The sequence below is a fragment of the Paenibacillus anseongensis genome, from assembly GCF_009757995.1.
Classification (GTDB): Bacteria; Bacillota; Bacilli; order Paenibacillales; family NBRC-103111; genus Paenibacillus_E; species Paenibacillus_E chondroitinus.
On record NZ_WSEM01000007.1, the window covers coordinates 165,295 to 178,174 of the forward strand.

The window sequence follows — 12,880 nt, forward strand, 5'->3', positions numbered from 1 at the left end:
AGCGAAACTGGCAAAATAGCGAACTGTAGTTCCTGTACCAGGTGGAAAATACAATTTTAAAGGAGAATAGCGGACCATTGTTCCCTTCCCCATGATCAAGATTAACGCCACTACTGGATAAAAAAACAAGCCCCTACTGTTCCCGCGGCCGGATCGCGATCACGTGGCGATCAATCCCTTGGAGATCCGGCACGAACCGGATCTCCTCCCAATCCGCGGCGGCGCGCAGCATCGCCGCCACTGCCTCCGCCTGCCCGATGCCGACCTCGAACCCGACTACGGTCGGGATTCGCGGCAGCAGCGGCAGCTGCGCAACCATCCGGCGGTACAGGTCGAGTCCCTCGACACCGCCGAACAAAGCCGTGTGCGGCTCGAACAGCCGCACCTCCGGCATCAGCGCCGGGAGCTCGCCATCAGGGATATACGGTGGGTTAGACACCAGTATATCCGGAGCGATCCGGCGCTCAATATAAGGCTCGAGGAGGTCGCCCTCGAGCCACTCCACCCGCGCAGCCACGCCGTGGCGCTGCGCGTTCGAGCGGGCCATCTCCAGCGCTGCCGCGGAGATGTCGCTGGCCGCCACGCGCCAGTCTGGGCGCGCGTGAGCTACCGTCACCGGGATGATGCCGCTCCCGGTGCCCACATCCGCAAGCAGCGGAGCGCCTTGCGGGAACAGACGCGAGCCCTCGCGGAGCAAAGCCTCCACGAGCAGCTCCGTCTCCGGCCGTGGAATCAACACCGCCGGGCTAACGGCAAACGTAAGGCCGTAGAAATCCTGCTCGCCGATTACATACTGTACCGGCTCACCCGCGGCCTTCCTCTCTACCAGCTGGCGCCAAGCGCTCTCCAGCTCGGCAGGAAACTGTTCCTGGAAACGGAACAGCAGCTCAGTCCGGCTGCAGCCCAAAAGATGCTGCAGCAAAAGCTCCACACAGGAAGCCGCCTCCGCTACGCCCAGCTTCCCTAAAAAAGAAGAAGCCTCTACATAGGCTTCTCTAATCGTCTTCGAGGCAGTCGGCATCACATTGCCTGCTCCCCATTATCCAAAGCATCCGACTGCGCGGCAATCGTTAGCGCCGACACGATTTCTCCCATGTCGCCGTTAAGCACTGTATCTAGTCGGTGAAGCGTCAAACCAATCCGGTGATCCGTAATCCGGCTTTGCGGGAAGTTATACGTGCGAATGCGCTCCGAACGGTCACCTGTACCGACTTTGCTTTTACGCTCGCCTGAGTATTTCGCTTCCTCTTCCTCACGAATCTTATCGGAAATTCGTGCACGCAGTACGCGAAGCGCTTGCTCCTTATTGGAGTTTTGCGATTTGCCATCCTGACATGTTGCCACAATGCCCGTAGGCACGTGCGTCACGCGAACCGCTGATTTCGTCGTATTAACGGACTGGCCGCCCGCTCCGCTCGAACAGAATGTATCTACGCGAATATCCGCGTCATTAATAACAATCTCAACTTCTTCCGCTTCAGGCATAACAACAACCGTCGAAGTGGAAGTATGAATACGTCCACCTGATTCTGTTACTGGAATACGCTGCACACGGTGCGCCCCGCTCTCAAACTTCAGCTTACTAAAAGCGCCTTTTCCTGTGATCATGAAAATAATCTCTTTGAATCCGCCCAAATCGTTCACGGAAGCATCGAGAATTTCCGTTCTCCATCCTTGCGCGTCCGCATAGCGGGTATACATACGATAAAGATCGCCTGCGAATAACGCAGCTTCATCGCCGCCTGCTGCTCCACGAATTTCAACGATGACGTTCTTGTCGTCATTCGGGTCTTTTGGCATCATGAGGATTCTGAGTTGTTCTTCCAGGTTAGCCGATTGCTCGCTAAGCTCTTCGATCTCCATTTTCACCATTTCACGCATTTCATCATCCAGCTTCTCGTTCTGCATCGCTTTCGCGTCTGCCAGCTGCTCGCTCACGCTCTTATATTCATTATAAGCATCGTAAGCTTCCTGAAGATCGGATTGTTCCTTCGAATACTCTCTAAGCTTCTTCGTGTCACTCGTCACATCCGGGTCACACAGCAGCTCACTTAATTTATCATAGCGGTCCACAATGGACTGAAGTCGATCCAACATAACGGATCACTCCTTTCTTTATTTTTTATTCATTAAACATTAAATCTGAAATGCATAACGTCGCCGTCATTCACTACGTACTCTTTACCTTCCAGACGCACTTGCCCTTTTTCCTTCGCGCCGTTCATGGAACCCGCCGTTACCAAATCCGTATAAGACACAACCTCGGCGCGAATAAATCCACGCTCGAAATCAGTATGAATTACGCCAGCCGCTTGAGGAGCTTTCGTTCCTTTGCGGATCGTCCAAGCTCTTACTTCCTGCACCCCAGCTGTAAAATACGTATACAAGCCAAGTTTGCGATAAGCTGCTTTAATCAATCTATTCAAGCCGGACTCTTGAAGTCCCAACTCTTCGAGGAACATTGCTTTTTCTTCATCTTCTAGCTCAGCAATCTCGGATTCCACCTTCGCGCTGATCGAAACAACTTCGTTGTTTTCTTTCGTAGCGTATTCCTGAACGATTTTAACAAATGGATTCTCATCCGCAGTTGATACTTCGTCTTCGCTCACATTGGCCGCATAAAGAACCGGCTTCATGGTCAACAAGTGAAGGTCGCGAACAAGCAGCTTCTCATCGTCGCTCAAATCGATGCTACGCGCTGGCAGATCGTTATAAAGAGCTTCCTTGATGCGTTCCAAACACTCAACCTCAGCAACAACTTTCTTGTCGCCGCCTTTCAGGTTTTTGCGGGAACGCTCGATTTTTTTCTCAACCGACTCAATGTCAGCCAAAATCAATTCGAGATTAATCGTCTCGATATCGCCAATCGGATCAACTTTACCGGAGACGTGGGTAATATTATCATCCTCAAAACAACGGACAACATGCACAATGGCATCCACTTCACGAATGTGTGCCAAAAATTTATTTCCAAGCCCTTCGCCTTTGCTCGCGCCCTTCACCAAACCCGCAATATCAACGAATTCGAAGGCTGTCGGAACAATGCTCTTAGGGACAATCATCTCTACCAGCTTGTGCAATCTCTCGTCCGGTACTTCAACTACCCCAACATTCGGATCTATCGTACAGAACGGATAGTTTGCAGATTCTGCCCCCGCCTGTGTAATTGCATTAAACAATGTCGATTTTCCTACGTTCGGTAGACCGACGATACCTGCTTTCAAAGCCATCGTAGTTACAACTCCTTAATTTTCGAAAATCATCCTTCTTATTATATAGTACTTGGAACGCAAAAAAAAGCCTGTAGGCTACTGATTAGCCGCAGACTTTTTTTCCAGTGCTTTTTTTGTTTCATTTTCCCGCTTCTGGACGAAGTACGTTTCAATCTGATTTTTTAAAATAAATCCGCGCAGCGCGTTCGTTTTCTCATCCGGGATGCTGACAAAACTAGCACCATAATAGTAGCCGTCATTTGTTTTTTCTTGCCGAACAATTTCCATTGTACAAGGCACCAAAAAGCCCAAAATTAACTCCACTTCCAGTTGAGAGTTCTTTTGAATAACTTTTTCAAGCATAGCATTTTCACTGATCGTAAATCCTAAACCATTAATAGATAGATTTTTGATAGAGAATCGAATCGGTGTATCAAAATGATGTTTGAGCTTCTTGTTTCTATCCTGGAGCGCGAAAAGAAGCCCTTCATTCTTCACATCTACGCGAGGGAACTCCCGCTTTTCCGTGAACTTCCTGCGATTTTCAGGAGGATTCAGAACTATCAACGAACCCTGCTCCTTGGCCACAACCACCGTATCCATAACAAACAGCCCGGATTTCGTATACACTGTCATTTTACACTTATCTCCCAGTGCAAAAACATGGTACTCCGGCAGCTCCACTTCAATAATGTCACCTAGTGCATAGGTCAACACGCCAGTGGCTACGAAATCTTCCTTGCTCAGCATCGCTTTGCTGTCAATCATTACATCAGCGTCGTACCCTTCCTTGCTGCCGTAAAACTTAGCAGATTTTTGTTTGCTGTTGCTAACCACTTTGTTGATCACCCCTCCCCGCGTTCCATATAAAAAAATAGACTGCCCCTGCTTTGGGGACAGCCTATTACCTCAATCTGAAAAAGCATCGATTTTCGGTAACCAGGCTGTCGTAGTTCCATAGGAACCGTAGACCCTCGGCTTTGCGTCCTTACCTTTCGGTAAGTTTGCCATTATCGAACCTGCAAATGATTTGTCATGCTTTGTCGTACAATATCGTGATTTATGGTCTAAAAGACCTACGTTATCTTTCATTATACGGATGGATTTCCCTATTATCAACTAATTCTCTTGCATACATCTGGTATTTGTTGTATGAATGTTAGAAGAATTAAATATCCACAACTTTTTGAGTTATACACATTGTTATCCACAGGTTGTTAACAACGAATGCTTGTTCGATCCTTTGTTCACATGTGGATAAGATTATTTTTAGTGAGGTGTCCCCCTGTGGATGAATATAGTGAACATATCCCCTGGATGAAAGCGGCCATAGAGGAAGCGCGTAAAGCCGAAGCCATTCGAGAGGTGCCGATTGGTGCCGTTGTTGTCTATCAAGGGGAAATTATCGGCCGCGGCTACAATCTTCGCGAAACGACGCTGGATCCGCTCGCTCACGCTGAGATGATCGCTATTAAGCAGGCCAGCGAGCATCTGCAAGCGTGGCGCTTGCTTGACTGCAAGCTCTACGTTACGCTGGAGCCTTGCCCGATGTGTGCAGGCGCGATTGTTCAAGCGCGCGTTCCGCAGGTGATCTACGGCACAACCGATCCCAAGGCCGGCTGCGCGGGAACGTTGATGAACTTGCTGCAGGAGGACCGGTTCAATCACCGGGTCGATGTGATCAGCGGCGTGCTGCAAGAGGAGTGCGCGACGATGCTGACGCAGTTTTTCCGCAAGCTGCGCGGGAAGGAATAGCGCGTTGGCCCTGGCTTTAGCTTTTTGGCTTTTGGCTTTTGGCTTTTGGCTTTGGACTTTGCCGTTGGGGTTGGCCGCTAGGCTGAGTGCGAGCTAGTTTCGCAAGCGGTCGCCTCGCATTGATACGCGAAAGGGAACTAAGATCCCTTATTCGCCGGATCTTAAGTACTTCCACGAGGAAGAGGGAACTGAGATCCGCTATTTTAGCACTTCTAGCCGAAATCTTGGCTAATTAGGCGAAATAAAGCCCTGTAGTTCCGTCTGAACCTTTGAAGTGTGCGGTTTTACTCAAATAGCGCCTTGTAGTTCCCCATCGCACGATGCAGTTAGCGAATTTCAACTACAAGTTAAATCTTGCCACTCAAAGGTTGCGCCATATAAGGCTTCGTGCTATCATAATCTTTGCCAAGCGCCCGTAGCTCAGCAGGATAGAGCAACAGTTTCCTAAACTGTAGGCCGGATGTTCGAATCATCTCGGGCGCGTATACAACATAACGCCAGTTAACGGTATAAGCCGTTAGCTGGCGTTTTTTTCAATCCACAGGACAGTTAAATTCTTTTAAAGCTTTTTTCATATTTTCTTTTAGTTTATCTACATATCCAGTAAGATCACCAGAATGATTGCTAAGATTTGCGTTGTATTGATTGACTTCATTGTTTATCTGCTCTGTGTAAAGAACAGCGATCTCGTGACATCTTGGACCTGTGATTGCCGAATTTGACACGGGCAGCGGTGTAGGCGTTGGTTGAGGTTTATTCGGAACAGATACATCCGTTGTATTATCTACACGCTGAGAGTTCCAAGTCTTCATAAAATGGTATTCTGCTAGGTTGTCCTTACTGCTCTTACTATACTCCTCAGCATTTGATCGTTTGACGGTAACAAAGTTTGTAACCGAGTTATTATGAATAATGCTTACTATCATTGAATCTACAGGTGAATTAACCAAAAAATCGGAGAGCGCAATGGTATGATCTTTATCTGCGCTACTATCATTTGACATTTCTAAATCTACTTTTAAATAAGCGCCATACTCATTATAGATAAGCTGGACATTTTTACCCTGATATTCTTTGGCTTTCTCATTTAATGACGGAATAGTAGCTGCAAAATCTTTCATTGCGTTATCTTCTTTTACTTGAGGAAATGCAAGATCAACGGTGTACTTCTCAGCATCCCATGTTACCGATGCCCCGGCTTGTTTCAACAGGTACAACGGCACAACGGTTCTGCCATCTTGTATCGTAGCAGGCACATCCTCGGCTTGAAGCTCTTTCCCCCCAAATAAAACCTTCACGATTGGAGCCCCCTTGTAGTCCCCATGAAGGCCCGCTGCATGAACGACACCAGCCAAACAGAAAAACGATAGCATAAACACCATTACTTTCTTTTTTTTCATAAAAACTTTCTCCCCCACCCAAATAAGCTTGTTAATTGCCACCTGTAACATTTCTAATATTTCTAGAAAATTCCTGCAAAAATTCAACTTTTTCTACCTATCCACATGTTAATAGACTTCCTGCCCGCTAAGAAAAAAAATCAGCGTTATCAACATCAGCACAAGTACGAGGTTTTTGAAACGTTATTAACAACGAAAAAGAGGGAGGTTATCCCCAATTGGGTAGGTAAGGGCACCAAAAAGTAGTACTTAGGAAAAAGCATGCACTGTGTTGTACTTTTTACAACAAAAAGACGGAGGATCGGCCTCAAATTGCAGTTTCGTTGTACTTTGTGCAACACTTCGGAGAGGGAGGGACGGTATTAACCCCATACAGGCCAAAATGAGTGTAGATCATGCAATGAAGATGACGATTCCAGGTTAAAACCGCCTTCAGTATTGTATAAAGTACAACATAGGGCGGGGCGGCATCTCTGCGCAAAAAAAAGAGCCCACCGCATCAAAAAGCGGCAGGCCCTCCCTACTTCATCCGGTCCCGATACTGTCCCGGCGTCATATTTTCATATTTTCGAAAAAGACGTATAAAATACGATGGCTGATACCCGATCTGCTCCGCAATCTCGTTGACCTTTAAATCAGACTCGACCAGCAGCTTCTTGGCTTTATCCATCCGCAGGGTGATCAAATAGTCGATGAAATTCACGCCATTGATTTGCTTGAATGCTTTACTTAGCGCATAGGTCGTTGTATTAAAAGCATCCGCACATTCCTCTAAGGAGATGTCACTGCTCATAAAACGCTCCTGAATCCGATCCGTAACGCGCTCCACCAGACGCTTCATGTGGATGTCCTGGTATTCATTCAGCCCTTCAATATAAGGTGAGATCACCTTCGTCTGGAAAAAGCGGACCATCTGCTCAGGCTCCCGAAGCTGATTCAACTGTTCGTACAAGTTGTAGCCCTCGAAGAAATGATGCGGATTAAAGCCGGACTCCAGCATAGTATGCAGCATACTGCCCAGAACCTGCATGGCTCCTTCCTGGAGGATCTTCTCTTTGCTCGACTGGCGCACAAGCTCATGAACGAAGCTCTCGATCAAGCTCAGCGACTGCTCGCTTTGGCCCATTCGAATGGCTTGCATCAGCTCTTTCTCCAAGGCAAATGGATAATGCACATCGTCGTTGGTGCTCGGCAGCATCTCTTCCAAATCAAGCACTTGATGATCAGCTTTCAAATCCCGATAGCGGATAGAGCTGCGCAAAAATACTAAAAGCTGCGGCAGATCCTGCACGTTCGCGGTTAAACGGCCCATGCACACGGTGGTCTGCATTTTAAGAAGGGAGCTAATGGTTTGTGCCAAATCATTCGCTAACAGATACAGCTCATCCTTGGCCTGCTGTTTCGTCCGATCCATGGGATAAGAGAGCAGAATACCTACGGTCATATCCTGGAAGTTCATAATCTCCGCATTTGGGGTTTGCGTATTTACGATCTCTTGCGCGATATTCGCTGCCGCGAAGGTTGCCAGTTGTTCCTCATTTTCCAGGAACCGGCCATCTTCTTTGGCAAATCCGCTAATCTTCACCAGCAGCAGAACGAACCACTGGGACTCCGTCTGCCAGTCGAAGCTCTCCATCCGCCCTCTTAGCTCTGTCTCGCTTAGGGAGTAAAAGTGTCCTTGGACCAACTGCAGGAGGAACGCCGACCTTAGGGCAGGATAGGCCTTATCTAGCTTGGATTCCAGCACTCTGCTCTCCTGACTTAAATGCCGCCACTCCTGCTCAATGAAGGCAAGCTCATCCCCTTGGCTCTCCTGTGTGGGCTTATAATCCTTAATCACATTCACGAGCCGCATAATCGGTTGATATATTCGCTTGGAGGCCACCCACGAAAGCAGCACAGCCAAGAGAAGCCCTATTCCCCCTATACTGAGCATACTTCTAGACATAAACTCCACAGGGGCCGTCAATTGCGATAAGGAAGTTGCCGTTACGAACTTCCACAATGTTCCGGAACGGGAGAACTGGCCGAAAGCAACGGAATAGGACTGCCCGTTCCGGTCCAGGATGTAAGAGCCTATTTCTTCCGACCGTCCGATGACACTTTCTCTGACCGCAGCTTCTAATTGGGCATGTTCTTCATTTCCATTGCTTGGAGAGACGATTATATGCCCATCCTTGCTCATAAGAAACGCGGCGCCATTGGGGTCTGTAGCCATTTCTTCAACCATCTCTACCAACTTATCGCGATTCAAATACAGAATAAGGGCCCCGTACGGCTCTCCTACACTTGGCAGCTTCTCGATTAGCGCAATGGAAGTGGACTCAGGCTTCCCGTTTCCCTTAGGCAAGGATTCCCACCAGAACACCCCTCGCTCTTGCTTCATTAACGTGTGGAAAATATCCCGCTCCAGCTCATTACGGATCGGAACAATCCCCTCGCTATCCGAAATAATGACGGGATCTTCTCGGTCCAAATATAGCTGCGCCTGGTCAATTAAAGGGTACGCTCCCTTCATGAGACCCAGGAAACGATATAGATTTTGCGTTGTGTTGTATTCATCCTTGAGATTCATATCCGCAATTCTGGCATCCATCCTGCTATCCAGAGACCACTGCGTAGCGGCCAGCTCGAGCTGAGCCAGGTTATCATTCATACGATCCATCGTTTTCTTCAACAGAGTATCATGGTTGCGCATAATCTCTTTCTCAATATGAGCGCGTCCCGTAATATACGAAGTGTACCCGATGATGGCTGTAGGCAAGCTGGTAATGCACAACACCAAGATCAAGCTTCTGCGATAAAAATTCCCCCTGCCGGAACGTTGTGTCCACCAATACCAGCTCTGCCTCCATCGACTCCACATCATCTGTCCCTCTTTCATCCAATGCCGAAATCCCCCGCGACTGCCGCAATTTTTTGGCGTCGGGGGGGCGGTATTTATTTATTTCGCGCTATTGCGTTTTTGATAAGCAGCGTTCATTTCTTCTGTGATTTTGACCATATCCGGATCTGTCTTCAACTTAGCTACATAGCTGTCCCATGCGCTGAGCGATTCTTTCCCCATAATGACCTTCGTCTTCATGTCTTGAATTTTCTTTCTTAGCTCCGTACCGACCTTTTGGTTCGTATCGGAATTTAGACCTAACGAAGGGTCGCCCGTACTGATTTTCACTTTTTCATCAATGATTTTTCTGTTGCGTTCCAAGTAATCATTCGGCATACCTGTACGGTAAGCACGCAGGTACTTGTCATATTTCAAGAAAATTTGACCTAGTGCTTGTTGAGCGACAATATCTTTCTTTGCTTGCTCTGTCGGTGTCTTGATGCCGTCTTTCTCAGTGTAGTGGACATCTTTCTGACCAAAGCTTGCCAGATCATAACCTTCTTGCGTAGCGCCGTAATCCATGAATTTCAACAATTGCTTCACTTTCGCTTCTGGCACAGATTTCGGAATCGCGTACATACCGAAGAATCCGCTGTCTTTGTTCGAATAGCCATTTAACGAAACTAGTGGGATAAAGTCTGCTTTCGGGTTCGTTTTACGCAGTTCTTCCGTCGGTTCCCATGCAGCTTCAGCTGTATCCTGGAAGCCGCCGCCACGGTTTGCTTTCAGCAAATCTTTGGCCTGTGTATTTTTGAGCACGGCGATGTCCTCAGGAATTAACTTCTCCTGGTAGGCACGATTCATCCAAGTAAGTGCGTCTTTCATTTCAGGCAGCACGTTTACGTTGACCAATTTGCCGTCTACAAGCTTCCAATCGCCATTGACTTTTGTGAAGCTGTTCTGTAATTGACCCATGTAAGACATACCATTTTGGTCGACAAAGCCAACGTAACCAATGGTGTCATTCTTCCCGTTGCCATCTGGATCTTTCTCAACAAAAGCTTTTAATACTGTGTAGAGCTCGTCCGTTGTTTTCGGAATTTCTAAATGTAACGTATCCAGCCAATCCTTACGCAGGTAAGGGAATCCACCGCCATCCGTAGGACGGGCACGCGGGATACCGTACGTTTTACCGTCAGCTTGCTTGGTATTTTCCCATGATTCCTTCGGATATTCCATCAAGTTCGGATAGTCCTTCAGCATCGGTGTAAGTTCCCAGAATGCGCCTTGAGCGACCATGCCGCGTACTTGCGCACTGAATGGATCATCCAGCAAGATCAAATCAGGAATATCGCCTGAAGCTAATGTTACGTTGATTTTATCGCCATAGTTGTTTGGTGAAACCCAAGTAATTTTGAGCTTTGTGTTCGTTTTCTTTTCGATTTCTTTGACGATAACATTGTCCGGCCCTGGAGGCTCCGGCGTGTAATACATTGTCATGATGCTAATCTCTGTTGGCTTGCCAGACGCTGCTTGTCCCGCACTGGCAGCCGGTGCGCTCTCTTTGCTTCCACATGCAGCTAGCACAGAGGAAACGAGAAGGGTGGATGCTACTACGCTTATTGCTTTCTTGTTCATAACCATTATTGTACAACCTCCCCAAATGTTCATCAATTATCTATTCTTTAACCGAACCTACCATTGCGCCTTTGGCAAAATGTTTTTGCAGGAACGGGTACACCAACAAAATCGGGATGGTCGCAATAACAACTGCCGCCATCTTAAGCGTTTCCGGAGGAATCCGCTGCTCGGACATCATTTCAGCTGCGGCGCCGCCGCCTGCTGCCGTTGACGCGTCAATCAACATATTTTGGAGCAAAACTTGAAGCGGCTGCTTCGTGAAATCATTGATATAGAGAAGAGCTGTGAAGAAGGTGTTCCAGTATGCTACCGCGTAAAACAGCCCGAAAGCAGCAAGTGAAGGCAGCGACAGCGGCAAAATAATACGGTACCAGACGCTGATATCATTACAGCCATCGATACGCGCCGATTCCTCCAGACTAGCCGGAATGCTGTCGAAGAAACCTTTCATCAGCAGCACATACCAGCCGCTTGTTAGAACCGGCAGGATGAGCGACCACGTGCTGTTAATCATGTGCAGGTCTCTCACCAACAAATAAGGGGGAATAATCCCCGGATTAAACAGGGTCGTTAACAGAATGAGCAGCATGATGAACTTGCGGCCCTGAAGCCTTTTACGAGAAATCGCATAAGAAAGACAGGATGTTACCAGCAAGCTAAGCGCTGTTCCAACTACAGCTAGGAACACGCTGTTTCCTATAGCATGTAGAAAGGCATCGGTCGACATCAGATATTTGTAAGAAGCCAAACTCCATTTAGCAGGAAGCAATTTGAATTCACTGGAAATGTAGCTGGACGGATCACTAAACGAAACAACAAACACGTAATAGAGTGGAAAGAAAGTAATAATTCCTAGTATCCCTAGCAGGATGGCGTTCACCGCGTTAAAGACGCGATCGCCTTTGGAAGCAATATTGGTAGATACATGTTCAGCTGACATCAAGGATTCCTCCTTCCCTTTCTAGTAAACGCCGTCTTCGCCAAATTTCTTGGCCAATTTATTGGCTCCAATGACCAGCAGCAAGCCGACAACTGATTTGAACAATCCAACTGCGGTACTGTAACTGAATTGACCTTGTTTCACGCCAAGCCTGTACACATACGTATCGAATACGTCCGCAACCTCGGATACCGCCCCATTCATCATCAAGAAGACCTGCTCGAAGCCGACATCCATGATATGGCCGATCCGCAGAATGAGAAGAATGATAATAACGGAACGAATACCTGGCAAGGTGATGTGCCACATTTGGCGGAACCGGCCGGCGCCGTCCATCTTGCCCGCTTCATATAATTGAGGATCAATGCTCGCCATCGACGCAAGGAAGATGATTGTACCCCACCCGGCATCTTTCCAGATGGACTGCGCCGTCAGCATGCCCCAGAAATAGTTTTTATTCGTTAAGAAGTCGATTTTACCAAAGCCCAGGGCAACCAGCATTTGATTGATAGCCCCATCTCCCGTCGAGAACAGCAGGAAGGTGATCCCTACGATAATGACCCACGATAAAAAGTGAGGCAAATAGACAATCGATTGAATGATTTTCTTATAGACCATATGGCGCACTTCATTCAGCATTAGGGATAATAGAATCGGCAGCGGAAAGAAGAGCACTAAGGATAAGACGTTAATTGCCAGCGTATTTCGGAAGAGTGTGAAGAAATCCGGATTGGAGAAGAACCTTTGAAAGTGCTCCAGTCCCACCCACGGGCTCCCCGACATGCCTTGATAGGGTGAATAGTTCTGAAAGGATATGACGATTCCCCACATAGGCACATATTTGAAAATAAGGAAGTAGAGCAGCCCCGGAAGCGCCAACACATATAAAAATTTGTCCCGAGCGATGCCTGACCAGACTTGTTTCAATCGACTCGCGCCCACTTGTATTCCTCCATTCTCGTTGTAATGATTTCAGCAGGCAGCTACTTGCCAGCGACAAGATTCAATGTACAGGGTGCTCCCGTTTCCTACAATCATCCATTTTTGTGCCCTTGATATAGCAGGAAATCTAGGTTTTTCTAAGCAATTTCCACCGGTTGCTTTA

At 47.7% G+C, this 12,880-nt stretch carries 10 protein-coding genes, 1 tRNA gene and 1 riboswitch; of the genes, 2 read left to right on the forward strand and 9 right to left on the reverse strand.

Annotated elements, in window-relative coordinates; translation table 11 throughout:
- Nucleotides 1-133 precede the first annotated feature (133 nt).
- From prmC to GON05_RS07825, 4 genes are all read right to left on the reverse strand, one after another.
- Entirely contained in the window at nucleotides 134-1,021 is an 888-nt protein-coding gene (prmC, locus tag GON05_RS07810; RefSeq protein WP_157318600.1) for a peptide chain release factor N(5)-glutamine methyltransferase, read from the reverse strand.
- A complete protein-coding gene (gene prfA / locus GON05_RS07815; RefSeq protein ID WP_157318575.1) occupies nucleotides 1,021-2,097 on the reverse strand; it encodes a peptide chain release factor 1 in 1,077 nt (358 codons plus the stop codon). Before prfA ends, prmC begins: the two co-directional genes overlap by 1 nt.
- 32 nt (nucleotides 2,098-2,129) lie before the next feature.
- Nucleotides 2,130-3,230, reverse strand: a complete 1,101-nt coding sequence (gene ychF, locus GON05_RS07820) for a redox-regulated ATPase YchF (RefSeq protein ID WP_157318576.1) — start codon at nucleotides 3,228-3,230, stop codon at nucleotides 2,130-2,132.
- 78 nt (nucleotides 3,231-3,308) lie between these two features.
- Nucleotides 3,309-4,061 (reverse strand): PilZ domain-containing protein, encoded by a 753-nt coding sequence (locus GON05_RS07825; RefSeq protein WP_157318577.1) that lies wholly within the window; start codon nucleotides 4,059-4,061, stop codon nucleotides 3,309-3,311.
- Nucleotides 4,062-4,143: 82 nt separating this feature from the next.
- A riboswitch (cyclic di-GMP riboswitch) is annotated at nucleotides 4,144-4,231 on the reverse strand.
- 232 nt (nucleotides 4,232-4,463) lie between these two features.
- Here GON05_RS07825 and tadA point away from each other — a divergent pair.
- Nucleotides 4,464-4,967, forward strand: a complete 504-nt coding sequence (gene tadA, locus GON05_RS07830) for a tRNA adenosine(34) deaminase TadA (RefSeq protein ID WP_157318578.1) — start codon at nucleotides 4,464-4,466, stop codon at nucleotides 4,965-4,967.
- Between the two features lie 409 nt (nucleotides 4,968-5,376).
- Nucleotides 5,377-5,450, forward strand: a tRNA-Arg gene (locus tag GON05_RS07835).
- 50 nt (nucleotides 5,451-5,500) lie between these two features.
- On the opposite strand, the gene GON05_RS07840 is transcribed toward GON05_RS07835, so the two are convergent.
- The 5 genes from GON05_RS07840 to GON05_RS07860 form a co-directional block, all read right to left on the reverse strand.
- The gene (locus GON05_RS07840) at nucleotides 5,501-6,418 is read right to left on the reverse strand and encodes a stalk domain-containing protein (protein ID WP_221435214.1); all 918 of its coding nucleotides are present in this window, start codon (nucleotides 6,416-6,418) and stop codon (nucleotides 5,501-5,503) included.
- Between the two features lie 469 nt (nucleotides 6,419-6,887).
- Nucleotides 6,888-9,233, reverse strand: coding sequence for a helix-turn-helix domain-containing protein (locus GON05_RS07845; protein ID WP_157318580.1), 2,346 nt, complete (start codon nucleotides 9,231-9,233; stop codon nucleotides 6,888-6,890).
- Nucleotides 9,234-9,311: 78 nt separating this feature from the next.
- The gene (locus GON05_RS07850; protein WP_246238905.1) at nucleotides 9,312-10,838 is read right to left on the reverse strand and encodes an extracellular solute-binding protein; all 1,527 of its coding nucleotides are present in this window, start codon (nucleotides 10,836-10,838) and stop codon (nucleotides 9,312-9,314) included.
- Between the two features lie 34 nt (nucleotides 10,839-10,872).
- Entirely contained in the window at nucleotides 10,873-11,775 is a 903-nt protein-coding gene (locus GON05_RS07855) for a carbohydrate ABC transporter permease (protein WP_127453463.1), read from the reverse strand.
- 21 nt (nucleotides 11,776-11,796) lie between these two features.
- The gene (locus tag GON05_RS07860) at nucleotides 11,797-12,717 is read right to left on the reverse strand and encodes an ABC transporter permease (RefSeq protein WP_281282262.1); all 921 of its coding nucleotides are present in this window, start codon (nucleotides 12,715-12,717) and stop codon (nucleotides 11,797-11,799) included.
- Between the last annotated feature and the right edge of the window lie 163 nt (nucleotides 12,718-12,880).